Origin of the sequence: uncultured Paenibacillus sp., from assembly GCF_963515335.1 — a bacterium.
In the GTDB taxonomy this organism is placed as follows: Bacteria; Bacillota; Bacilli; order Paenibacillales; family Paenibacillaceae; genus Paenibacillus_I.
This window is the reverse complement of sequence record NZ_CAUPYC010000006.1, coordinates 15,073-36,698: the sequence shown is the minus strand read 5'-3', so window position 1 is coordinate 36,698 and position 21,626 is coordinate 15,073. Positions and strand designations below refer to the sequence as shown.

General features: G+C 57.8%; 25 protein-coding genes. 11 read left to right on the top strand and 14 right to left on the bottom strand.

Annotated features, from left to right (window positions below):
- Positions 1–82 precede the first annotated feature (82 nt).
- Positions 83–310 carry a hypothetical protein gene (locus RWM61_RS03625; protein WP_313997501.1) on the bottom strand — a complete coding sequence of 76 codons (228 nt, stop codon included), beginning with the start codon at positions 308–310 and terminating at the stop codon, positions 83–85.
- A gap of 246 nt (positions 311–556) precedes the next feature.
- On the opposite strand from RWM61_RS03625, the gene ilvA reads away from it, so the two are divergent.
- The 9 genes from ilvA to RWM61_RS03580 all read left to right on the top strand — a co-directional run bounded on the left by ilvA (position 557) and on the right by RWM61_RS03580 (position 8,973).
- Entirely contained in the window at positions 557–1,822 is a 1,266-nt protein-coding gene (ilvA, locus tag RWM61_RS03620) for a threonine ammonia-lyase IlvA (protein WP_313997499.1), read from the top strand.
- A gap of 126 nt (positions 1,823–1,948) precedes the next feature.
- The gene (locus RWM61_RS03615) at positions 1,949–3,601 is read left to right on the top strand and encodes a spore germination protein (RefSeq protein ID WP_313997497.1); all 1,653 of its coding nucleotides are present in this window, start codon (positions 1,949–1,951) and stop codon (positions 3,599–3,601) included.
- Positions 3,564–4,844: an endospore germination permease gene (locus RWM61_RS03610; protein WP_313997494.1), complete on the top strand. Its 1,281-nt coding sequence runs from the start codon at positions 3,564–3,566 to the stop codon at positions 4,842–4,844. The genes RWM61_RS03615 and RWM61_RS03610 overlap by 38 nt, the downstream gene beginning before the upstream one ends.
- A gap of 2 nt (positions 4,845–4,846) precedes the next feature.
- Positions 4,847–6,025: a Ger(x)C family spore germination protein gene (locus tag RWM61_RS03605; RefSeq protein WP_313997492.1), complete on the top strand. Its 1,179-nt coding sequence runs from the start codon at positions 4,847–4,849 to the stop codon at positions 6,023–6,025.
- Positions 6,026–6,200: 175 nt separating this feature from the next.
- On the top strand, positions 6,201–7,376 hold the full coding sequence (locus tag RWM61_RS03600) for an MFS transporter (RefSeq protein ID WP_313997490.1): 1,176 nt from the start codon (positions 6,201–6,203) through the stop codon (positions 7,374–7,376).
- A 44-nt stretch (positions 7,377–7,420) separates the two neighbouring features.
- Complete coding sequence (locus RWM61_RS03595) at positions 7,421–8,026, top strand: TVP38/TMEM64 family protein (RefSeq protein WP_313997488.1); 606 nt, start codon at positions 7,421–7,423, stop codon at positions 8,024–8,026.
- 60 nt (positions 8,027–8,086) lie between these two features.
- Entirely contained in the window at positions 8,087–8,434 is a 348-nt protein-coding gene (locus tag RWM61_RS03590) for a hypothetical protein (RefSeq protein ID WP_313997486.1), read from the top strand.
- 59 nt (positions 8,435–8,493) lie between these two features.
- The gene (locus RWM61_RS03585; protein ID WP_313997484.1) at positions 8,494–8,637 is read left to right on the top strand and encodes a hypothetical protein; all 144 of its coding nucleotides are present in this window, start codon (positions 8,494–8,496) and stop codon (positions 8,635–8,637) included.
- A 42-nt stretch (positions 8,638–8,679) separates the two neighbouring features.
- Positions 8,680–8,973 carry a transposase gene (locus tag RWM61_RS03580; protein WP_313997482.1) on the top strand — a complete coding sequence of 98 codons (294 nt, stop codon included), beginning with the start codon at positions 8,680–8,682 and terminating at the stop codon, positions 8,971–8,973.
- A gap of 340 nt (positions 8,974–9,313) precedes the next feature.
- Here RWM61_RS03580 and RWM61_RS03575 read toward each other — a convergent pair whose 3' ends face one another.
- From RWM61_RS03575 to RWM61_RS03565, 3 genes are all read right to left on the bottom strand, one after another.
- Complete coding sequence (locus tag RWM61_RS03575; protein WP_313997479.1) at positions 9,314–10,360, bottom strand: aromatic acid exporter family protein; 1,047 nt, start codon at positions 10,358–10,360, stop codon at positions 9,314–9,316.
- Positions 10,357–10,521, bottom strand: a complete 165-nt coding sequence (locus tag RWM61_RS03570; protein WP_313997477.1) for a hypothetical protein — start codon at positions 10,519–10,521, stop codon at positions 10,357–10,359. Before RWM61_RS03570 ends, RWM61_RS03575 begins: the two co-directional genes overlap by 4 nt.
- A gap of 108 nt (positions 10,522–10,629) precedes the next feature.
- Positions 10,630–11,151, bottom strand: a complete 522-nt coding sequence (locus tag RWM61_RS03565; RefSeq protein ID WP_313997475.1) for a CBO0543 family protein — start codon at positions 11,149–11,151, stop codon at positions 10,630–10,632.
- Between the two features lie 461 nt (positions 11,152–11,612).
- Between RWM61_RS03565 and RWM61_RS03560 the strand changes: the two genes are divergently transcribed.
- The gene (locus tag RWM61_RS03560) at positions 11,613–13,052 is read left to right on the top strand and encodes an LPXTG cell wall anchor domain-containing protein (protein WP_313997473.1); all 1,440 of its coding nucleotides are present in this window, start codon (positions 11,613–11,615) and stop codon (positions 13,050–13,052) included.
- On the top strand, positions 13,036–13,911 hold the full coding sequence (locus tag RWM61_RS03555; RefSeq protein ID WP_313997471.1) for a class D sortase: 876 nt from the start codon (positions 13,036–13,038) through the stop codon (positions 13,909–13,911). The genes RWM61_RS03560 and RWM61_RS03555 overlap by 17 nt, the downstream gene beginning before the upstream one ends.
- A gap of 67 nt (positions 13,912–13,978) precedes the next feature.
- On the opposite strand, the gene RWM61_RS03550 is transcribed toward RWM61_RS03555, so the two are convergent.
- The 10 genes from RWM61_RS03550 to RWM61_RS03505 all read right to left on the bottom strand — a co-directional run bounded on the left by RWM61_RS03550 (position 13,979) and on the right by RWM61_RS03505 (position 21,544).
- On the bottom strand, positions 13,979–14,140 hold the full coding sequence (locus tag RWM61_RS03550) for a hypothetical protein (RefSeq protein WP_313997469.1): 162 nt from the start codon (positions 14,138–14,140) through the stop codon (positions 13,979–13,981).
- 73 nt (positions 14,141–14,213) lie between these two features.
- Entirely contained in the window at positions 14,214–14,603 is a 390-nt protein-coding gene (locus RWM61_RS03545; RefSeq protein ID WP_313997467.1) for a hypothetical protein, read from the bottom strand.
- Positions 14,603–14,983 carry a hypothetical protein gene (locus RWM61_RS03540; protein ID WP_313997465.1) on the bottom strand — a complete coding sequence of 127 codons (381 nt, stop codon included), beginning with the start codon at positions 14,981–14,983 and terminating at the stop codon, positions 14,603–14,605. Before RWM61_RS03540 ends, RWM61_RS03545 begins: the two co-directional genes overlap by 1 nt.
- Positions 14,984–15,233: 250 nt before the next feature.
- Positions 15,234–15,800 carry a WHG domain-containing protein gene (locus RWM61_RS03535; RefSeq protein ID WP_313997463.1) on the bottom strand — a complete coding sequence of 189 codons (567 nt, stop codon included), beginning with the start codon at positions 15,798–15,800 and terminating at the stop codon, positions 15,234–15,236.
- Positions 15,793–16,545: an MBL fold metallo-hydrolase gene (locus RWM61_RS03530; protein WP_313997461.1), complete on the bottom strand. Its 753-nt coding sequence runs from the start codon at positions 16,543–16,545 to the stop codon at positions 15,793–15,795. Before RWM61_RS03530 ends, RWM61_RS03535 begins: the two co-directional genes overlap by 8 nt.
- A 445-nt stretch (positions 16,546–16,990) precedes the next feature.
- On the bottom strand, positions 16,991–17,356 hold the full coding sequence (cyoD, locus tag RWM61_RS03525) for a cytochrome o ubiquinol oxidase subunit IV (RefSeq protein WP_313997459.1): 366 nt from the start codon (positions 17,354–17,356) through the stop codon (positions 16,991–16,993).
- A 1-nt stretch (position 17,357) separates the two neighbouring features.
- Positions 17,358–17,975, bottom strand: a complete 618-nt coding sequence (gene cyoC, locus RWM61_RS03520; protein ID WP_313997457.1) for a cytochrome o ubiquinol oxidase subunit III — start codon at positions 17,973–17,975, stop codon at positions 17,358–17,360.
- Positions 17,975–19,945 (bottom strand): cbb3-type cytochrome c oxidase subunit I, encoded by a 1,971-nt coding sequence (locus tag RWM61_RS03515; RefSeq protein WP_313997455.1) that lies wholly within the window; start codon positions 19,943–19,945, stop codon positions 17,975–17,977. Before RWM61_RS03515 ends, cyoC begins: the two co-directional genes overlap by 1 nt.
- Before the next feature lie 21 nt (positions 19,946–19,966).
- Entirely contained in the window at positions 19,967–20,947 is a 981-nt protein-coding gene (cyoA, locus tag RWM61_RS03510; protein ID WP_313997453.1) for a ubiquinol oxidase subunit II, read from the bottom strand.
- Positions 20,948–21,271: 324 nt separating this feature from the next.
- Positions 21,272–21,544: a hypothetical protein gene (locus tag RWM61_RS03505; protein ID WP_313997451.1), complete on the bottom strand. Its 273-nt coding sequence runs from the start codon at positions 21,542–21,544 to the stop codon at positions 21,272–21,274.
- Positions 21,545–21,626: the final 82 nt, after the last annotated feature.

Here is a 21,626-nt window from a genome sequence, read left to right as displayed (position 1 = left end):
ATGGTCGAAACCTTCGATCTATTCAGTTTATTTCATTATACCAGCTTCAGCCTGAGGTGGAAAGACAAGAATGTCCCGGCACTCATTCCGGATTGTTCGGATCTCCGGCATAAGGCGGCTTAGACCGAGTCTTCGCCTTGGCCGCCGGGTTATTCCCGCCGCGGTCGTCGACGCGGGCGCCGGGTCTGCCGGCCTTGGTCATCCGCAGGTAGACGACGACAACCGCAACGGCAACGGCAATGCCGAAGAGCACGGCAATATAAGTAATCCACAGATGCGGCATCGCCTTCGTTACGCCACCTTTCTCCAAACGTGATAGCCGCTATTATTTTCCACAACCGGCCCTCTCCATTATATAGCAGGCGTGACAGCCCTTCAATTGAGGATATGCCGCTTGCGTTTTACTCCTCCACGTCGACATTTCCCACCTATACGATATCCCCGCCTAATCCGTTTCGCACGCGGAAGCGAGCCTCTTAGAAAGCGCAGTTGACAACGGGGCTTCCAAGGAGTATAACAGGGGTCATTCCGATGAGAGCGAGAGGAGAAGCAAGCGATGAGCGACAAGATGGAAGCCGGCGGGGTCGGACTCGGAGATATCGTGATGGCACAGCATATATTAAAGGAAGTCGTCATCAGGACGCCGCTGCAGTACAGCCGGGTGCTGTCGGAGCGCTTCGGCTGCCGGGTGTTGTTGAAGCGCGAGGATTTGCAGGTGGTCCGTTCGTTCAAAATCCGCGGAGCCTACCGCGTCATGCGCTCGCTGCCCGCGGAGACGCTGGCCAAGGGAGTCGTCTGCGCCAGCGCGGGCAACCACGCCCAGGGCGTCGCCTATTCATGCCAAGCGCTCGGAGCTCCGGGCAAAATTTACATGCCGAGCACGACTCCCCGGCAGAAGGTAAGCCAGGTATCGTTCTTCGGGGGCTCGCACGTGGAGGTCATTCTGGTGGGGGACACATTCGACGACGCCTATGCGGAAGCGGTCTCCTGCTGCGAGCGGGACGGCCTGACGTTCATCCATCCCTTCGACGACCTGCGGATCGTGGCCGGCAACGGCACGGTCGGCCTGGAGCTGATGGAAGATGCGGACACGCCGCCCGACTACATCTTTCTGACGATCGGCGGCGGCGGATTGGCCGCCGGTGTCGGCGCCTATGTGAAAAGCGTCTCGCCCGGCACCCTGCTGGTCGGCGTGGAGCCGGAAGGCGCGCCCTCCATGCGGACGGCGTTCGAGAGCGGAGAAGTAACAACGCTCGACCAGATCGACAAATTCGTGGACGGCGCCGCGGTCAAGCGGGTCGGCGATATGACGTTCGGCATGTGCCGGACCCTGCTTGACGACATCGTCGTCGTGCCCGAAGGGCAAGTGTGCTCCGCCATCCTGGGCTTGTATAATGAAAGCGCGATCGTTGCCGAGCCTGCGGGCGCCCTGCCGATCGCCGCTCTGGAGCATTACCGCGACCGCATCGGCGGCAAAACGGTCGTCTGCGTCATCAGCGGCGGCAACAATGACGTCGACCGCATGCAGGAGATTAAGGAACGGTCGCTTATTTTCGAAGGATTGAAGCATTATTTCATGATCAGCTTTCCGCAGCGCGCGGGCGCTCTAAGGGAGTTTCTCGACGATGTGCTCGGCCCGAACGACGATATAACCAGGTTCGAATATACGAAAAAGCACAACAAGGACAACGGACCCGCGCTCGTCGGCCTGGAACTGAAAAACCGCGAGGACTACGAGCCGCTGATCGCGCGCATGCGGGGCAAAGGCTTCCAGTTCCTGGAGCTTAATAAGGATCCGCACCTCTTCAATTTCTTGATCTGACCGGCCAGCCCTCTGTCGGCCGCCGTCGGACTGCTCCCTGCTTCATGGTTGCCTCTAAGGCACATTTCCCCTTCTGTGCATGAATTCCCGGCATTTCGGGAAAAAGATGGATGGGTGATGATAAGCATGCGGGAACAGTCCGGATTCTATGTATTGGGCAAAAAGGTCGGCGGCCGGCGTGAAAAGGCCCAACAGCGCAAACTCAATCAGCGCTTCGAACAACAAATAAAGAAGCTGAATCCCGAGCCGATCCCGGCTTCTGTTGAATCCGCGGTCGAACTGCTGCGATCGGGGGTCGGCGGAAGCGACGATCTGATCGTGCGCCGGTTTCGGCTCGGCGGCGAGAACGGCAGGTCCGCCGCGATTCTTTTCATCGAGGGGTTAACCGACTCCGTCGTCGTCGAGGACTTTATTTTGCGCGCGGCGATGGCGAAGCCGTTATCCGGATCGGCGGCCGGCGTCAAAACCGGAGATGCGCTGTTCGAGCACATACGCGATTCCGTGCTGCCGGTCAACGAGGCGGCCGAGGGCAAGGATTCCGCCGATGTCGTCGGCCGCCTGCTGTCGGGCGACACCGCGTTCGTCATAGACGGCGCGGCGCGCTGCCTGCTGCTGAACACGAAATCCTACCCGAGCCGACCCGTTGAGGAACCTCGTACCGAATCCGTCGTCCGCGGGCCGCGGGACGGCTTTACCGAACAGCTTCGCGTCAACAACGGCCTGATCCGGAGGCGGCTGCGGGACCCAAACCTTCGTATCCGGACGCTGACGGTCGGCCAACGCGGCAGAACGTCCGTGTCCGTCGTGTACATCGATGATATCGCGCCGAAACCGATTGTCGACGAGGCGATTTCCCGCATACAAAAAATCGATATCGACACCGCGCTTGAAAGCGGCTATATCGAGCAATTTATCGAAGATAATCACTGGACGCCCTTCCCGCTTATCCAGAATACGGAACGGCCGGACAAAGCCGTAGCCAATCTGCTGGAGGGGCGCATCGTCATCATTACGGACGGCTCACCGTTCGCGCTCATCGCCCCCGCCTTGTTCACCGCGTTCTATCAAAGCCCTGAAGATTATTACGAACGATTTCTGATCAGCACGATGATCCGGCTCATCCGGATTATCAGCATGGTCATGGCGTTGCTGCTCCCGTCCCTGTATATCGCGTTCAGTTCGTTTCATCCGGAAATGATCCCGTCCCGTCTCGTCATTGCGATGGCGGCGGGACGGTCCACCGTACCGTTCCCATCCGTCGTCGAAGCGTTCCTGATGGAGGTGACGATGGAGATTTTGCGGGAAGCGAGCGTCCGGCTGCCCGGCCCGATCGGCCCGACGATCGGGATCGTGGGCGCGCTGGTCGTAGGCCAGGCGGCCGTGCAAGCCGGTATCGTAAGTCCGATCATGGTCATTATCGTGGCGCTCACAACGATCGGCTCATTCGCTTCGCCGAGCTACAGCGCGGCCATTGCGCTCAGGATGCTGCGCTTTCCGATGATGGTGGTGGCCGGCATGTTCGGTCTGTACGGCATTATGCTGCTCATCCTCATCATCTTCGTCCATCTCTGCTCGTTGAAATCGTTCGGCGTGCCATACCTGGCCCCGCTCACGCCGTTCCGGTTCCGAGATTTAAAGGATTCCGTCATCCGGGCGCCGATGATCTTCATGCGCAGACGGCCGCTTGCCCTGCAGCCGCAGGATCCGTACCGAATGGCGAAGCAAGGGGGGATGGCGAAACATGACGAAGAACGCTCCGGAACAACCAAGCGGAAATAAATCGGCCGAACATGATCAATCAGCTTCAGCGCCGGCAGCGGGCCATGGCGGCAACGACGGATCGGGCAGAACGAGCGGGCCGACTCCGACCGCCCGCTTCGTTATCAGCCCCCGCCAATCCGCGTCGATCATAGCCAGCACGATTATCGGCGTCGGCGTGTTGACGCTGCCGCGGACGTCGACTGAACTCGCAAGGGAAAGCAGCTGGCTGTCCACCGTGCTCGGCGCCTGTATCGCCATGGTGCCAATGCTCTTGTTATCCTTGCTGGCGCGCATGTTTCCAGGCAAAAGCATCGTCCGCCTGGGCGCCGAGCTGCTCAGTCCCGCCCGCAGATTATGGGTCGGCAGCACGCTGATCCTCCCGGTTCTCTCTCTGTTGTTTATTTATTGGTCGATCGCCACCGGCATGGTCGCCCGCGTCTTCGGCGAAGTGGTCACGGCCGCCGTCCTGCAGGAGACCCCGGTCGAGGTCATTATCGGCACCATGCTGCTGACCGCCTTCATCCTCGTCATGCACGATATCGAGGCCGTGGCGAGAGTGAACGAAATTTTGCTGCCGCTGATCGTCGTCCCGATTTTGCTGATCAGTCTGTCCTCGTATCAAAGCGCCCGGCTGGAAAATCTGTTCCCGCTGTTCGCAGTCGATTGGATGGCCATTTTACGCAGCGCGGTCACGTCATCGACGGCCTATCTCGGCTTCGAGGTATTCACCCTCTTCATGTCGCATGCCGAGCCGTCGCGGGCATTGGTCAGGGCCAATCTAACCGGCATCGCGATTCCCGGCTTCATCTACACCTTGATCGTCGTTTCCGGCATATCCGTCTTCGGCGTCGAAGAGCTCAAGCAGCTCGTGTGGCCGACGCTGGAGCTCGTGAAAACGACGCAAATGCCCGGACTTGTCCTCGAACGGACCGAATCGTTGTTTATCGGCGTTTGGGTGACGGCGGTTTTTACGACGGTCGGTACCATGTATTTCGCAGTCACCATGATGGTGAAGGAAATGTTGGGGCTTCGCACCCATCGCTGGATCGCGCTCGCCATGCTGCCCGCGTTGTATTGGGTGTCGCTGCTCCCGCAAAATATAGAAAGCCTTTTTAAGTGGGACAGCTTAACCGGCTATTACGGCGGACTGTACTTGCTGGCCATGCCGCTGCTGTTTTGGCTGATTGCGCTGCTGCGTCCGTCGGTGCGGCGGCGCAACCGGGATGCGGCGGCGAATGCCGGCGGGAAAGGAAGGGGCTGACCATGCTTCGCCATGCTGGGCGCCGGCAGCTATGCGTTCGGCGCATCATCCGTTATACCGCCGTCGTGCTCACCGTCCTTCTGTGCCTGGCGTTGACCGGCTGCTGGGACCGCCGCGAAATCGAGGAACGGACAAGCGTCGTCGCCATCGCAATCGACGAGGTGCCGGGCCGCCCGGACCGGGTGCGCATATCCGTGCAAATCCCGATTCCGCTCAAGATCGCCGGATCGACCGGAACCGGCGGTTCGTCAGGCGGCGACAAGCCCGTCAAAGTGCTCTCCTCCGATGGAAGCACCGTGCTCGAAGCCATCCGCACCCTGCAGACAAGGTTGAATCAACAGCTTTTTTACGGACATACCCGGGTCATCGCGATTGGGGAGGCTATCGCCCGAAGGGGGCTTAATGAGGTGCTGGATCCGTTCAGGCGCAATCCGCAAATCCGGCGGCTCCTTTGGCCGATCGTCGTCGAGGGCGAAGCCAGGCGGCTGCTGGAGGCCAACCCCGGACTGGAGCAAATTCCGACCGTCTACATCATGTCCCTTGTCGAGAACGGCGTAAAACAGGGGCAGATCCCGGACATGAACCTGGGCAACTTCTTCATCGACCTGTCAACGAGCCACCATCAGCCGTTCATGCTTAAAGTCTCCGTCCGAAAAGAGGAAATCGCCTATGAGGGCGTGGCCTTGTTCCGGGAAGACAAGATGATCGGCTCGCTCAACGTACAGGAGACGTGGATCATACTGCGGCTGCGTTACAACGAGGACGGCGGGCCGATCATTTTTCCGTATGAGGGTGATCCGTCCCGGACGGTCTCGCTGTCTAGCGAATTTGTCGGCCGCTCCAGACGGATCGGATACAGGAACGGAAAAGTCGAAGCCCGGCTGCATGTCCAGCTTGAAGGAGCGTTATTGGAAAAAACGTTTAAGGACAAGCTGTTTGAGTCCGGGCAGATCGCCAGGCTGGAAAAAGGCGCCGCCGATTATTTAACCGATACGACCCGGCGGTTGCTGGACAAGCTTCAGAAACGGTACCGGGTGGATGTCCTCGGAATCGGAGGCCAAATCCGCGCCTTTCATCCCGGCATCTGGCGCCGGGTCGATTGGCAGTCCGATTTCCCGGAAGCGGACATCGAGGTCACATACAGCTACAAGCTGCGCAACACCGGCATGGAATTGGATTGAACCGGGGCCTTCGGACCGACCGGGCGGCAGCAGACCACACCCGGTCGGCTGCCGCTTTTTCCACGGATTGGACTTCTTTTCCGACATGCCTATAATAAAAGGGTAGAGCATCACCCGGTCCGGCTTCGCCCCTCGGGCGGCCGGAAACCGATTCCGTTCACAAAGGGGCAAGCCGATGGACTTCAATCTCAACCGGTCGTTCGGACGCGAAATCGTTCTGTTCTCCGTCATTCTGCTGTTCGTCGAGTTCGTAAGGGGCGCGTTCGTCATCAGCTTCTTGCCCATTTACGGCGAGAAAACGCTTGGCCTCTCTCTTGATGTAATCGGCATCGCCATCACCGCCCATTACCTCACCGACACCGCGCTCAAAATCGCGATCGGCTGGCTGCTTGACCGGTTCTCGGTCCGCAGTATCGTTCACGTCGGGCTGCTCGCTTCGCTGCTGGGCGTATTTCTGATCGCTTACGCCGACGTGCCCTGGCTGTTTATTGTAGCTGCCGCCCTGTACGGCGTTGGCATGTCGCCGATCTGGATCGTTTGCCTAACCAAGGTGACCGAAGCGAACCGGGCCACCCAAATGGGGTATTTGTACACGATCTGGTTTATCGGGATGGGCGCCGGACCGATTGTGAGCAACCTGCTGCTCGACGTCAGCCCGTCGTTCACGTACCGGCTGCTTGTCGGCCTGTCCTTGCTCTCGTGGCTGCTGTCGCTTTTCATAAGCAACCGCCGCGAACGCGACGTCGCCACGATACCGCTGCGCGAGCAGATCGTTATTCTGAGAAACAAGCTGCGTCAGATGAAGCTGCTGCTGCCCGGCATGATTCTGCAAACAATGGGCGCCGCCATGCTGGTTCCCATCCTGCCGAGCTTCGCGGAGGAGCAGCTCGGCATTAACCACTCGCAATACTCGTTAATCCTGGTGGCGGGCGGATTGTTCACCATCGTCGGACTGATGCCGATGGGCCGGTTGTCGGACCGCGTCGGCGGCAAAAAATGGTTTCTGGTCGGCGGTTTCGCCATGTTCGCCGTCGCGCTCGGCCTGCTGTCCACACGTCCGACGCTTTGGGAAAGCATCGCGCTCGCCGCGCTGCTCGGCATCTCCTACGCCGCCGTCCTTCCGGCCTGGAACGCCCTGCTCGCTTCCTATATCCCGCCGAAGCAGCAAGGGCTCGGCTGGGGCATTTTTTCCACGGTGGAAGGCATCGGCGTCATGATCGGCCCGATCGCGGGCGGGGTCATCGGCACATTTTACAGCCAGGCGGACGTCGTGTGGCTGAGCGCCGTTTTATTCGGAATTATCGCCATCCTGTATTTGCTGTTTCCTTTCCGGGCGGTTTCGCACGAATAAGGGGGACGGCAAACTTATTTATTCCAAGAGAGTAGTGGGTGCGCATGGGTGAATGGCAAGACTGGCTGCAGCAGCTCCGGCAGATGGACGAGGAGCAAATTCAACGGACGATCGAGAGCTATTCCGCATACGGGCCGCTACCGGGCCTGCTGCTGCCGCTGATCGAATCTGTTTTTCCGTTCCTGCCGCTTCTTCTGTTCGTGGCCGTCAATGCGAACGTTTACGGCTTCTGGCTCGGGTTTCTGTATTCCTGGCTCGGCGTGTCGGCGGGGGCGATGCTCGTGTTTTGGGTGTCCCGCAAATTCGGCGGCCGCTTCGGAACCTGGCTGCAGCGGCGTTTTCCGGCATCGTCGACATTTTTTCATTGGATCGAACGCAAAGGGTTTACGCCGATTTTTCTGCTCGCCTGCTTTCCGTTCACGCCGTCCTTTCTGATCAATCTGGCTTCGGGACTGAGCACCGTGCGGTTCCGAACGTTCATGATCGCCATCCTGCTCGGCAAAGCGGTCATGATAAGCTCGATAGCACTGCTCAGCTTCAACATAACGGATCTGGCGAACGAGCCTTGGCGGATAGTCGTCGCTTTGGTCGTCATCGTTGTGATGTGGTTCGGCGGCAAACGGCTCGAAGCCCGGTATCAGGCGCTCTGACCGCGCCGCGCCGTTTCGCGCGGCTGCCGGGAAGCTGTCTGTGCGGAAGGGTCCGATCGAATGAAGGGGGTGGCGGCAATAAATACGGTTGACGTGGCGGCGACGGCTGTGGTGCTGCTGATAGCGGCCGGCATTGTCGGCGCGATGATCGCGGTGATCCGCGCGGTTGCCGACGATTCCGGAAAGCATAGCCATTTGAAGCAGTTTGTGGAGACGCTGTTCGAAACGCCGGCCCATCTGAGGCCCGGCGGCGGCAGCGTGAAGGCGGAGGAGCCTGAGCGGGATGCCGATGGCCGCCCGGCTGCAACCGCCGGCGAGCGTTTCAGCGAGCCATGCCCGGCGTGCGGGGAGACGGTCACGCATGAGGACGCGAATTGCCCCTCGTGCGGACTTCGGCTTTTATCATAATTTCTTTCCATCCGTGGCAAACTGATCAAGGTAGGCACCCCTGAAAGGAGTGATCGGCCATGTCGGGCGAACAGCCTTCCCGCGGCCAGCGGGAAGCGGCACAGGCGCAATCGTCGGCGGACCGGACCGGCCAAGGCAAGGAAGGCGCATCCCGCAAGCAGTCGCGAGCGGACCGCGCGGCCGTGCCGAAGCACGGCTTGTAATCCGCCGTCAGTCACAGGCACCCAAGGAGGCTAAGCGCGTTAATGGACGACAGCCAGAAGCACAAGGAAATGGAGCCGATGTCCGGCGAGCCCGTCGAAGTCGACGGCATTTACAAGAACGAGTGGGGCGGAGAAGTCGAGCTGAAGCGCGGCGACGTGTTCCCCGCCGATCCGATGCTGGGCACAACCGAATGGGAACTCGTCGAATTCCGGTTCGACAACCACCACACCGGCAAGACCGACCCGCGGCTCGTGCCCAAAGCGGATCAGGGCAGCAAAACCGGATCGTTCATCGCCACCCCGCTGCAGCATACGAAAAATCAAGAGGATGCATGAACAAGAATCGTCCGGGCGCACCGTCGCGCTTGGACGTTCTTTGTCGTCGCGGGCAGACAGGACTGCGATAAAGCCGGTTTTGGGCGTTAAGCCTTATCCGCTTGGTCCCTCTCGGCCATTTCCTTCACTTGTTTATATACGTCCTTGTATCTTTTAACATCCCTTTGCATTTTTTCTACGACCTTCGGAATGTAAAGTTCATTCGCCCTTCGGTGCAGGTATGACCAATCCAATTCCTCATATAAAACACCCATTAACCTCAATGCCCAATCGGCAATATGGTAACATGCTTTTTTCATCTTCAGCAACTAGCGCTAGGCCGTCTCCCGGTTCCACCCGCTTACAGCTCGCTCTCGGACACTTTTTGCGGCCGCTCCCGCTCTCTTACCTGGTCCAGCAGCTTCTCAAGCCGGCGGAGATGGTAGCCATACTCGAACAGCGAGGATGCGACGAAGATCAGCCGCTTGTGCAGGGCCGGATCCTCCTCCAGATAATCGGTCAACTGCCTGACGAACCGTTCCTCCCGCTCTTCCTCCGGCTCGATCTGAACGCCCGGTTTCATTTTCCCCTCCGACTTCAGGAGAATGTGCTCGTGGTACTTCGTGAGCTCTTCGATCTGCCGGTCGAACCGGCCCGCCCATTCCTCGGCCCCCGGCGCCGAGAAATAATGCTCTTCCACCACATCGAGCAGGTCGGCGCCCTTCTGCAGCGCCTTGATCATTTGCTTGGACACAAGCAGCTGCCGCGCCCGCTCGAGCTTCTTCCGCGGACGAACCGCCCGCTCCTCCTCGAACAGGGTGAAACGCTCATCCAGCTTGCGCAGCGTGCCGTGAAGGGCGTCCTTCTCTTCCCGGTAGACCTGCTCCTTGATCTCGTTCGATATCGCCGTGCGCAGCAGCAGCGACAGCTTCCTGTGCGCCTCGTGCACCTGCAGCGTGAACTGCCGTTTGGGCCGGGGCGGAAAAAGCAGCACATTCACGAAAAAGGCCGCGCCCATGCCGGTCATCACCATCAGAAATCGCTCCAGCGCAAATGGCCAACCCTGCGAATGGGCTTCCATAACGGCCACGACCGTGACGAGCGTCAGCCCGATAGCCCCTTCCATCTTAAGCCGGATGTTGATCAGGATGACGGCTACGCAAACGATGCCGATCGCAATCGGACCGCTGCCGATCAGCTGCACCGCCCCGAGCGCAACGGCCGCGCCCAGCATATTCGACTGCACCTGGTCCAGCACCTGCTGCCAGGAACGGTAAATCGACGGTTGAATCGTAAAAATCGAAGCGACCGCCGCGATGACCGGCGAATCGAATCCAAAAAAATTGCTGAGAAACATGGCAAACGCGACAGCCAGGCCCGTCTTGAGAACGCGAGCGCCGATCGTCAAGCCGAACCGCCCCCGTTCTTCCGTTCCAACTCTCCCCACATCTCGTCCATGATCCGTCTCTCGAACCCTTCGGCGTCGAACGGCGGATAGGCCGCTTGCAGCAGCCGTGCCGGATTTCGCGCGAAAGGGGGATCGTAGACCGCCTTCAACGGTTCAGCCATCGCTCGATCTCCTCCTTCCGAGTATTATAAACGAAAAACCGGCTTCCTTAAAATTCAGCCGCATGGTTGCGCATCCAAGCCTTCGCCGTCAAAATGGGGAGGGCAAGTTCACCTGTCCTCAATCGGGATATCGATCGGCACTTTAAAATACCATATCAGCACGGCGGCGATCGGAACCGAAAGCAAATAAGCCGCAAGCGGCCGGCGATGATGCAGCAGCAGCATCGGAAACATGACGCTGTCAAACAGAACGGACCATCCCAGATTCCAGCCGTACTGATAGCATATTCGGCCCGTAAGCGCGAAGAACAACTCAACACCGGCAAAAATCAGAACCCAGCTCAGTATATGACGTATTTGACGCATCACGCCTGCGCCCTCCGGATACCGGGACAGGTACATCAGGGCGCAGCCCGGAAATGTGATGAGCGTGTACACAAATTCCGTCACGGCATGATCCGGAAAAAAATCCGGGTGAAGCTCCCACAGCAAATAATTCGCGCATATGAAATTGTACATCGCATTGCCGAAAGCGATGTAGAGCAAAGTTGTATGATAGCGCGTCCAATCCCGCCAATCCCGCCTGATCCAGACCGCCAATACCGTAATGAGTGCAACCGTCAGATGCATCGCGTCCTACCCGTCCCTTCAAGCGCGAAACGATGCGGTTATCATCCCCCAAGCTTTTCCTAATCATACCGGAGGGAACGTTCGATTTCATACGGAAACCGGAATGAAATTTACCGCCGCCGTCCATGTTAGGAGCATTGGAGGTGATGAGTATGACGGGGAGAAATAACAAGCCGAAAAATAACGGTCCCGCGTCGAGCCCTTCCCGGCTCGACCAATTCGGCGACCGTTCGGCGGAGGACAAGGCAGCCCAACCTGAAAAAAAATAACTCGAAAAGCGCCTCGAATCTCCTCGCAAATCGTCGCTTTATGCTCCGCCGCCGTCGCCGACGGCGGCTTTTCTCATTTTTTTCATGTTTCTCATCTCATCTGTTTCACTTGCCCTGTCCGTTGTTTAATTCCTCAGTGAACCGCTTGAAGCCGGCTCAAGCGTACTATGGAATCGATCTGGGAGGTCTGTCATGAAGACTTGGAAACCGACGGTATCTGTGAGCATTCTCATGCTTCTCATTGCCCTGATGCTTGCTCCTGCAGCCGCCTTTGCCGCAACCGGCGATGAAGAGAACAAGGATGGCAAAGTGACGGTTAACGCGGAAGATGCGAATCCGCTCTCCGAATCGCCTTTTGAAATCAATTTCAAGGGACATGCGTACAACGGAGCCTTGGATCAAACGACTTATTCCTATGAAGTTAAAGTAAAGGATGATTTCAAGGGCGAAGTGCCTCCGCTCAACTACTGGGTGCTGAACGTATGTCCGGACATCGAGCTGGCGAGCGCGGACAAACCGCATGAATACGTGGACAGCCCAAGTAAAGTGTTCGGTACGAAAGGCATCAAATTCACCGACCCGATGAAAGACGGACAAACGTTGACGCAAACCTTCGCGGTAAAGGGCAAGGGCGATCCCGTCAAGACGGTTGCTTCACTCAAGTCCACAAACGAGGTGTATATGACGGAGATTATGGGGCCTCCTTGCGCAGCCGATCCGCTCAAGATCGAAGTGGACGCAGGGGTAACGAATCAGGCGATTCTGATGAGCGAGGGCAAGCTTGTCCATAATACGGACCGGTTGAAGGCTTACAAGCTGGCTGACGGCCGCATTCTGCTTCATTTCACGATGAAGGAGTACGCAGATATCGACGGTGAATGGAACTTCGAGATGGGCGACCGTGTCGGTGCCTTTAAGGGGAAAGGCGACGCTTTCATCCTGATCGGCGCGTTCAACGACGGCGTGTGGGACTTCAATGCCCAGTTCACGCCTGTGGAAGGCAATCAGATTACCGTCATTTCCCCGACCAGGATCGATTTGCAAGTGAAGGATGCGGCGGTCGACGCGGACGTCAAGGATAATGACGACGATGAGGACGATGACGACAATGGCGTTTCGGCACCGCCCGCAAGCGGCGGCAATGCCAACGTTGATGTGGACGTCGATGTCAATGGGGGCAACGGCAACGGCAACGGCGGCATTAAGCCGACAGTCGTCGCAGGCGCCGAAATCATCGGCAAAGTCGACGGCCTGACCATTTATTTGCTGGCGAACGGAGACATTCGGATCATCGGCTGGCTGCCGGACGAATACGTCGAGGTTGACGGCACGCTTACCTTCACGCTGGGCGGCAAAACGTACCAGGTCGAGACGAAAGATGACGGCAGCTTCGACTATACGGTTGCGGATGCCGCTCCCGGCACTTATGCGGTCGCCGGGGTGTTTACCACCGATGACGGCGATGACGTTGCCCTGTCCCCGGTCTCGGTGACGGTGCCTACGGTCACGGGCGGAACGCTTCCGGATACGTCCACACCCTGGTACAACGTAATGGCGGCAGGCGCCCTGCTCGCCGCGGGAGGCGCATTCGCACTGCTTCGCCGCAAGCTGGGTCATGGCAATCTCGGGTAACCGGGCGACACGGTCCGGACGGTACGCCGTCATTCGGCAACGCCTCCCCCTCGCCGCCTTGGCGGCGGGGGGAGCGGTTGCTGTTTATGCAGCCTTCCGCATCTGGACCGCGGCGACCGGACCGGCCGTGCAGGAGATTGATCCGGAAGCGATGACGATCGAAACGGAAATAAGGGCGCAAACTCCTGTCATCGGATCAAATCTGGAGCAGCGCGGCGGCTCGCGGCCGGCCGAAGACTCGCCGACGGATGCCGCAACCGCGGATGCCTCGAAGCTGGAAGCGCGATCGGCCGGCGATCTGTCCGCCGCTGAAACGGCCGGCAACCAAGCTGCCGTCGGAGGCCGAGCGGCCGCGGATAATAAGACGGCCGCGGCAGCCAAGATGCCCGAGCTGCCCAAGCTGCCGACCATAAGCACGGCGGGAAAAGTGCTGTATGCGGAACGTCCCGGCACGGGCGAGGAGATCGGGGTGCTGTCCATCCCGAGAATCGGGAAAAGCCTGAGAGTTGTGGAAGGTACGGATACCGAAGAGCTTGACAAGGGCGTCGGACATTTTGCCGACAGCGTGCTTCCCGGCGAGAACGACAACAGCGTCCTGTCGGGTCACAGGGACTCCGTGTTTCGGGAGCTGTGGAAAGTGAAGACAAACGACTTGCTCGTCGTCAAGTCGGCGGCCGGCTCGTTCACCTACCAGGTCCGGTCCATACGCATCGTCGACAAGGACGACAAGACCATTATCGTACCGAAAAAAACGGCGACGCTGACATTAACGACCTGCTACCCGTTCCGTTATGTCGGCAACGCTCCCGACCGCTATATCGTCACGGCCGAATTGGTCAAAAGCCGCACTTCCTCCTAAAAGAGGAAGGCGGCTTTTTCGCGTGTACAGCCTATCCGGCGGTGGGCGACAAGGCACCACGCCGCTTTCATTCCGCCACCGACCAGGCGTGCGCCACCGCCCTGCCGAACTCCGTGCGCGAGTTGATCCGCTCCTCAAAATGACGGATAAACAGCGCGTCGAGGCTGTTCAACGCCCCGTCCCGGCAGGCGACGAACACCTGACTTAAATGGCTCGTTCCAGCCGTCATATGGCTGCACCGACCGGATCATGACGACATCCGCTCCCCGTTGAACCGGCTGATTTAATCGGGGACCTGCGCGTTACTCTCTTGTCTTAGACATTTCCTTTTTGAATTCCAGAACTCGGCTGGCGGCCATGGAGTACACTTTCTTTTTGTCTCTGGGCCCGATCGCAATAACTTCTACCCGAATCATGCCGTTTTTCAAGGGACGATAAATGATACGCAGCCCAAGCTTTTTGGGCTTGATTTTGGCGAATCCGTGGAGCTCTCCGTGTAATGGTTCACCCAATCCATCCGGCTTGATAAGCGGGCCTTTTATTCCACGTTTGATGATTAACGCAATGATTTCCTCCCGCTGCTCTTTCTTGCAACTCGCCAAGTCCTCAACGGCGTCCTGGCCAAATTTTATAACAACGTTATACGGAGCCAGCAGCGCGTTCAATCGCTGTTCGATTTCCTCGCGCGTCATTATTCAAAATCCCCATCCTCGACGAGCTTCATGATACGCTCCATGTCCAAATCCTGATCGGCAATGACATGTGCCAAGTCGATTTCAGCAGGGTTGTCCTTCCGTTCCGAGGCGACTCGGTACATGATTTCATCGATGGCTTGCTCCACGGCTTCTTTATACATCAATAGTTCCTGAAAATATTCCAGGTCGGCAATAACCGCTTGCGCGTCTTTGTTCCTGGTGTTCTGGACCACAAAAACTTCCTCACTTGGAAGTTTAGCGGCATATGAATCCAGTATTTCGGTCAGCTTTGTTGAACGGGTAATGTCCGTGACGGTAAGAACCTGATTTTTGATGAATGCCAGCATTTCCGCTGTAGTGGAACGGGATTGAGTCATCGTGTCTCCCTCCTTGTTCAAATTTGCGAATACGGACGGCCTTATTGTCAACTCCAGTGTCCTGCCTCTGCTCAATATTTCCATTCTCTATTCTTATTATCACATATAAAACGTGATTTAACAACACATTGTATGCTGCGCAATTAGGAAATGAACACTCTATCTTAGAATTGATCCAAATAGCGCGGTAATACTCCAACCTTGAAGGAATATCGACATCAAGCGAAAATTTCGCTTCATCGTCCCCCTGTTAAACACGCATCGTCCGCAGGCCGGCGATAAACGTGTCGATCAGCAGCTTCAGCGTCTCATCGAGATCGAGCGGAAGACCGAAGCCGCCCTTCCGTTCAAGCGAAGCAAAACCGTGAAGGACGCTGCGCAAGCCGCGCACCGCATGCAGCGAAGCATCCCCTTCCAGGCCGTAGGCGTCAAGCACGCTCACGATAAGCTGCACGATCGGTTCACCGGCCCCAGCCACCTCCTGCTCCGCAGGGTCCGGCGCCCGCAGCGCCGCCTCATACAGCCCCGGATGGGATCGGGCGAAGGCTATATAGGCTTGGCCAACGGCGCGCACCGCTTCGTCTCCCGACCGGCCGGCCGCCGCCGGTACAAGCGATGCCTGAAGCCGCTCCAGCGCGTGGACCGCCAATGCGCGGCGCAGCCCGGTCAATCCGTCGACATGATTGTACAAGGAAGGCGAACGGATATCCAGCTTCTGCGCGAGCGCCGCCAGCGTAACCGCGTCAAGTCCTTCCTGGTCCGCCAGCTCGGCGGCCGCGGACAACACAGCCTGCGTATCCAATCCCGCTCTAGGCATGCTCCCCGCCCCCTCTCTTCGTGATCGAACGGCCTCCCCACGCATCCTCCGCCTCCGCAATTGCCTGTCTCATCGCGGATTCCGGCGCTTCCAGCATCCGGCCGTGGCCGACCGCCAGCAGCGTGGGCCGCAGATCCAGCAGCCTGCGCGCGCTGGCCAGCGCGCTGTCCTTATCCCAGGTAGCGAGCGCGGGAAAAGGGAACCACGGCTTCATTACCCCGGATACCGCCACTCCGCCTCGCGTCTGAAACGCGTCCCCTGCGACAAGCGAACGGTCGCGGGTATCGAAAAAAGCCATCGAACCGGGCGTATGCCCCGGCGCCGATACAGCCAGGAGCGAACCGATCCGGTCGCCGTCATTCAGAAGCACGTCAGGGCGGGTGGTGACCGAATTCCGCTTCGGCACGCCGCCTTTAACCGGCGTCTGCGGCTCATTCTTCTCAAGAGAGCGGTCACCCGCAAGCAGCCGCGCATCCCGCGCCGAAATGAACACGCGAGCGTCAGGCAGCTCTTTTTTCAATGCGTCCAACGCGCCGATGTGATCTTCATGCGCATGGGTCAGCACAATCCGGCCGATCGGCTTGCCGAGCCGGCCCACGGCCCGCAGGATCGCTTTCCCGCTGTAAGGCAATGCGGCGTCGATGAGCGTCAACCCATCCTCCTCTTCGACCAGATAACAATTCACCGGGAACAACGCCGGCAGGAAGGCCAACTGAATGACCGAGCCTTTTTTCGTTATGCGCATGAGTAACTCTCCCCTTTAACTAATCCTATTAGTTTAAATATAACTAATATCATTAGTTTTCGCAACATATCACACGCACACCCCTGCCCGCCCGTATTCTTCGTCGGCTAGCGGCACGCCGTGCCGTTAACGAAGCTTCCGACCGATTTTCGGACAGGTTAACGGCACCGCATGCCGCTAACTAACAAATTCGGCCTCTCACCTTGGTTTATTGTCCGGCTAGCGGCACGCCGTGCCGCTAATGGAGCTTCCGCCAGCCTTTCAGGCCGATTAACGGCACCGTGTGCCGCTAACGATCCAATTTGCCCTTCCGCACCGATTCGCCGTTCTCTCAGCCGCACCCGATATCGCAAACTGCAGAAACAGAAAGAAGACTGCCGGTTACCCGACAGCCTTCTCACTACTCACAACGTAAGCGCCAGCACTCTTTATTACTTCCTATCGATCAGCTGCCCACAACGTTGTAGGCCATGATCCATATCGAACCGCCGACGATGGTAATCAATATGACAAGCCCGAAAACAAGCGTCATCAGATTATATCGCGGCTTCTCTTCTTCGCGAAGATGCATGAAGAACAGCAGCTGCACCGCGAATTGCAGCACCGCCGCGACGAGCAGGACGACAATGGCGGCCGTCCCCTCGAGCAGGTCGTTCATCACGACCATGAGCGGGATAATCGTCAGAATAATCGACAGAACGAAGCCGATGACATACTGCTTCAGCGCGCCATGGGTGTGAGCCCCTTCGGGGCCGTGATGCCCGTGCCCATGACCGTGCGAACCGTGCGTATTTTGCGAGCCGTGCGCCATCCTACATCACCCCCATCAGATACACGATCGTGAAGACGAAGATCCAGACGACGTCGAGAAAGTGCCAATACAGGCTGACGATATTCACCTTGCGCTTCGTCACCGGCGTGATGCCGCGGCGGGCGATCTGGATCATGAGCGCCGTCATCCAGACAAGACCGACCGAAACGTGAAGTCCGTGCGTGCCGACCAGCGTGTAGAACGCCGACCAGAAGGCGCTGGTACCGATGTTTGCGCCCTCTTCAACCAGCTTCGCAAATTCCGTCACTTCCAGATAGATGAAGGACGCGCCGAGCAGCACGGTTACCGCGAGCCAGCCGATCAGCGCTTTTTTGTTGCCTTGATTCATTGCAAGCACGGCGAGCCCGCTGGTGAAGCTGCTTGTCAGCAATATGAAAGTCGAGGCGATGATCCCGCCCAGCTCGAACAGCTCCGGACCGGGGCCTCCGTCCGTGTTGCCCCGCAGCACGATATAGGTTGCGAACAGCGTGCCGAACAGGATAACGTCCGTGATCAGGAAGATCCAGAAACCGAACTGGCGCAGCTCTTCCTGGTCATGATGGCCGTCATGGCCGTGTTCATGTCCATGCGCAGGCGCATGACCCTTGGCTTGTGCCATCATACCGTCCCCCTTAACGCGGCTTCCGTCTTTTTGATCTCATCCACCGGGATATAGTAATCGTTATCGTACGTAAATGAATGAGCAAGCATGCATGCCGCGACGCCGATCATCCCCGGGATGGCCATCCAATACCAATCCCATACGAAACCGAAGCCCGCAACGAACCAGAAGAACGATTTAATGAACGGAATAGACGAATTTTTCGGCATATGAATCGGTTCCAGAGCAGGCTGCGGCGCCGGAGCGGCGCCTTGCTCGCGGCGCTTCTTCTCCTCCCACCACGGATCGCGCTCCGACACATGCGGAACGACCGCGAAGTTATAGAGCGGCGCCGGCGACGGAATCGACCACTCGAGGGTGCGTCCGTTCCAGGGATCGCCTGTCGTATCCCGCTCCATGAACTTGATGCTGTGCGCGATTTGCCACACCTGGAACAGGAAGCCGAGACCCATCATGAAGGCGCCGATCGTCGACGTCAGGTTCAAGCCGTACCAGCCCGTGTCCCAGCCGTACGTGCTCATCCGCCGCGTCATGCCGTCCAGGCCGACCAAATATTGCGGCATGAAGGTCACATAGAAGCCGATGTTCCAGGTCCAGAACGCCCACATGCCGAGCTTTTCGTTCAGCTTGAAGCCGAACACCTTCGGCCACCAGTAATACAGGCCGGCGAAATAGCCGAATGCCACCCCGCCGATCAGCACCTGATGGAAGTGCGCTATCAGGAAATAGCTGTTGTGCAGCTGAAAATTGGCGGGCGCAACCGAGAGCATGACCCCGGTCAATCCGCCCACGACGAAGACAAAGATAAAACCGATCGTCCACATCATCGGCGTCCGGAACGTAATGCGTCCGCGGAACATCGTGAACAGCCAGTTGAAAATCTTGACCCCCGTAGGAATCGCGATGATCATTGTCGAGACGGCGAAAAACGCGTTGACATTGGCGCCTGAGCCCATCGTGAAGAAATGGTGCGCCCAGGTGAAGAAAGAGGCGACGCTGATGCTCATCAAGGCGAACACCATCGACTTGTAGCCGAATATTTTCTTCTTGGAGAACGTCGCCACAACCTCCGAGAAAATGCCGAAGGCGGGCAAAATAACGATGTAAACCTCAGGATGGCCCCACATCCAGATCAGGTTGATATACATCAACGGGTTGCCGCCGCCGTCCAGCGTGAAGAAGTGCGCGCCGAGCATCCGGTCGAGCGCCAGGAGCGCGAGTGTGACGGTCAGAATCGGAAACGCGAAAATAATCGTGACGCTGCTCGAAAGCACCGACCATGTAAACATCGGCATTTGCATGAGCTTCATGCCCGGCGCTCTCATTTTCAGGATCGTGACGATGAAGTTGATGCCGGTCATCAAGGAGCCGATACCGGATATCTGGATACCCCAAATGTAAAAGTCCTGACCGACGCCGGGGCTGAAGGCCGACCCCGAAAGCGGCGGATAAGCGAGCCAGCCGGCATCCGGCGAACCGCCGATGACGAACGACACGTTGAACAGCATCGCGCCCCAGAAAAAGAGCCAGAAGCTTAACGCATTGAGGAAAGGAAATGCGACGTCGCGCGCGCCGATTTGCAGCGGCACGACGATATTGAACAAGCCGAACATCAGCGGCATGGCCATGAAGAGAATCATAATAACGCCATGCGTCGTGAAAATCTGGTTATAGTGTTCCGGCGTCAGGAATTTCATATCCGGCACGGCGAGCTGCGTTCTCATCAGCAGGGCGTCGACACCGCCCCGGAACAGCATAAGCAAGGCGGAGATGACATACATGATGCCGATCCGCTTGTGATCGACGGTCGTCAGCCACTCACGCCACAGCCAGCCCCATTTCTTGAAATAGGTCAGCGCAGCGACAACCGCTACCATCGTAAGCCCGATGCTGACCTGGGCGCCGAGGATGAGCGGGCTCCCCGTCACGAAAAATTCGGACGCGAAAGCTTTAAGCCTTTCTAGCACGGTAATTTCCCCCCTTCTCGGTTAGTTCCCCGCGGAAGTCCCATCAGACTCCCGACGTTCGCTTTCCTGTTGGATTTGCAGTTGCTCTTGCGACCATCGCCCGTCCCGCTCGCGCGGCGGAACGACCGGCTCATACAGCTCGTTCTTTTTCGCCGCGGAGTATTTGTCCACGATCGTCCGGAACAGTCCTTCCGGGTACGACGAGAACGCCAGCACGTCGGACACACCCGGTTCGGCCAATTGCTTGTAGCCCGCAAGCGTGAGCGGCTTCGACGACGCCTTGACATCCTCGACCCAGGCGTCGAATTCGGCCTGAGACCCGGCCTCGGCCGTAAATCTCATCCGCTCAAAATATTCTCCGCTGAAATTCGCGCCCGAACCCATGTACTTGCCCGGTTCGTCCGCTTTCAGGTTCAGCTTCATGGTCATGCCCGACATGGCATATACCTGTCCGCCGAGCTGCGGAATCCAGAACGAGTTCGTCGGCGCATCCGCCGTGATCTCGAACCTGACTGCGGTGTCGACCGGGAACCGCACATAGTTGACCGACGCGACTCCTTGCTCGGGATAAATAAACAGCCATTTCCAATCGAGCGACGCAACCTGAATCGTCATCGTTTCATTCTCCGCCGCGATCGGTTTTGACGGCTCAAGCGCATACGTATAACGAACGGTTACGACTCCCAGCAGGATAATGATCAGGATCGGCACGCCCCACCAGATGGTCTCCAGCTTCGTGCTGTGCTCCCAATCCGGCTTATAGCGCGCTTTGTTGTCCGGCTTGTCCCTGTAACGCATGATCACAAACACCGTCAATGCCCACACGGGAATCAAGACCGCCAGCGAGATAATGATGGTGAACCAGATCAAGTCCTTTTGCTGCTCGCCGATCGGCCCTTTCGGATCAAGCACGATCAGATTGGAACACCCGGATGCGATCAGTGCCAGGCCGATCACCGCAAAAACCGCAGCAATCCGCTTATAGACCGGCGTCTCTTTCATGTTTCTCAACTCCCCCAATTGAAGTTCCAAACGTTTCAGTTTACATGTGATAAAAATAACACATCCCCGAGCACACGGGGGCACTGTTAACAAAGGCGTCAACGAAACGCCTTAATTCCGTAAAGGAATGTTCACCTTTTCGACGATTGTATGGCCCTGCCATGGAAAAAACCACATGCGTCTGCCCGCATGTGGTTTGCGCATTATATAAGTATTAAACCGCGCTCCGCCCCTTCCAATCACTTCGCAAGAAGGTGAAAAGCGCGCATGAAAAAACCTCCCTACCGCATCATAGAGAGGTTTGTCTTCGTATCCGCCAATCTGTTATTCGATTTTCTCGTCGGCCTCGTTATCCTGCTTGCGCTGCTCGACCATGCTGATGGCGGTGCCGATCGTGTAAATGAACACGCTTCCTACCAAAAATCCGATACCGAGCATCAGGGGTAAATTCTCCTCGCTGAGATAGCCCAGATTCGCAACGCTCATAACGACCCCGACACCTAGGGCGATCCACGCCATCATATTCATAAAAGAGAAAACCCGTTTGCCCTCCCGCCGGCGGCGGTCTTCCGAGACATTCTCCATTTTCATTGCCATTGCCATCACTTCCCTTCCGCTTTGTAAGGGTTTTCTTGAGATTAGTATACCACAATTGTTCAAAAAAAGTTCACTTTTTGAT

Excerpts from the sequence above, each read along its gene's own strand:
- ilvA (WP_313997499.1), top strand. The coding sequence starts at position 557 with ATGAGCGACAAGATGGAAGCCGGCGGGGTCGGACTCGGAGATATCGTG.
- RWM61_RS03615 (WP_313997497.1), top strand. The coding sequence starts at position 1,949 with ATGCGGGAACAGTCCGGATTCTATGTATTGGGCAAAAAGGTCGGCGGC.
- RWM61_RS03610 (WP_313997494.1), top strand. The coding sequence starts at position 3,564 with ATGACGAAGAACGCTCCGGAACAACCAAGCGGAAATAAATCGGCCGAA.
- RWM61_RS03605 (WP_313997492.1), top strand. The coding sequence starts at position 4,847 with ATGCTTCGCCATGCTGGGCGCCGGCAGCTATGCGTTCGGCGCATCATC.
- RWM61_RS03600 (WP_313997490.1), top strand. The coding sequence starts at position 6,201 with ATGGACTTCAATCTCAACCGGTCGTTCGGACGCGAAATCGTTCTGTTC.
- RWM61_RS03595 (WP_313997488.1), top strand. The coding sequence starts at position 7,421 with ATGGGTGAATGGCAAGACTGGCTGCAGCAGCTCCGGCAGATGGACGAG.
- RWM61_RS03590 (WP_313997486.1), top strand. The coding sequence starts at position 8,087 with ATGAAGGGGGTGGCGGCAATAAATACGGTTGACGTGGCGGCGACGGCT.
- RWM61_RS03585 (WP_313997484.1), top strand. The coding sequence starts at position 8,494 with ATGTCGGGCGAACAGCCTTCCCGCGGCCAGCGGGAAGCGGCACAGGCG.
- RWM61_RS03580 (WP_313997482.1), top strand. The coding sequence starts at position 8,680 with ATGGACGACAGCCAGAAGCACAAGGAAATGGAGCCGATGTCCGGCGAG.
- RWM61_RS03570 (WP_313997477.1), bottom strand. The coding sequence starts at position 10,521 with ATGGCTGAACCGTTGAAGGCGGTCTACGATCCCCCTTTCGCGCGAAAT.
- RWM61_RS03565 (WP_313997475.1), bottom strand. The coding sequence starts at position 11,151 with ATGCATCTGACGGTTGCACTCATTACGGTATTGGCGGTCTGGATCAGG.
- RWM61_RS03560 (WP_313997473.1), top strand. The coding sequence starts at position 11,613 with ATGAAGACTTGGAAACCGACGGTATCTGTGAGCATTCTCATGCTTCTC.
- RWM61_RS03555 (WP_313997471.1), top strand. The coding sequence starts at position 13,036 with ATGGCAATCTCGGGTAACCGGGCGACACGGTCCGGACGGTACGCCGTC.
- RWM61_RS03550 (WP_313997469.1), bottom strand. The coding sequence starts at position 14,140 with ATGACGGCTGGAACGAGCCATTTAAGTCAGGTGTTCGTCGCCTGCCGG.
- RWM61_RS03545 (WP_313997467.1), bottom strand. The coding sequence starts at position 14,603 with ATGACGCGCGAGGAAATCGAACAGCGATTGAACGCGCTGCTGGCTCCG.
- RWM61_RS03540 (WP_313997465.1), bottom strand. The coding sequence starts at position 14,983 with ATGACTCAATCCCGTTCCACTACAGCGGAAATGCTGGCATTCATCAAA.
- RWM61_RS03535 (WP_313997463.1), bottom strand. The coding sequence starts at position 15,800 with ATGCCTAGAGCGGGATTGGATACGCAGGCTGTGTTGTCCGCGGCCGCC.
- RWM61_RS03530 (WP_313997461.1), bottom strand. The coding sequence starts at position 16,545 with ATGCGCATAACGAAAAAAGGCTCGGTCATTCAGTTGGCCTTCCTGCCG.
- cyoD (WP_313997459.1), bottom strand. The coding sequence starts at position 17,356 with ATGGCGCACGGCTCGCAAAATACGCACGGTTCGCACGGTCATGGGCAC.
- cyoC (WP_313997457.1), bottom strand. The coding sequence starts at position 17,975 with ATGGCACAAGCCAAGGGTCATGCGCCTGCGCATGGACATGAACACGGC.
- cyoA (WP_313997453.1), bottom strand. The coding sequence starts at position 20,947 with ATGAAAGAGACGCCGGTCTATAAGCGGATTGCTGCGGTTTTTGCGGTG.
- RWM61_RS03505 (WP_313997451.1), bottom strand. The coding sequence starts at position 21,544 with ATGGCAATGAAAATGGAGAATGTCTCGGAAGACCGCCGCCGGCGGGAG.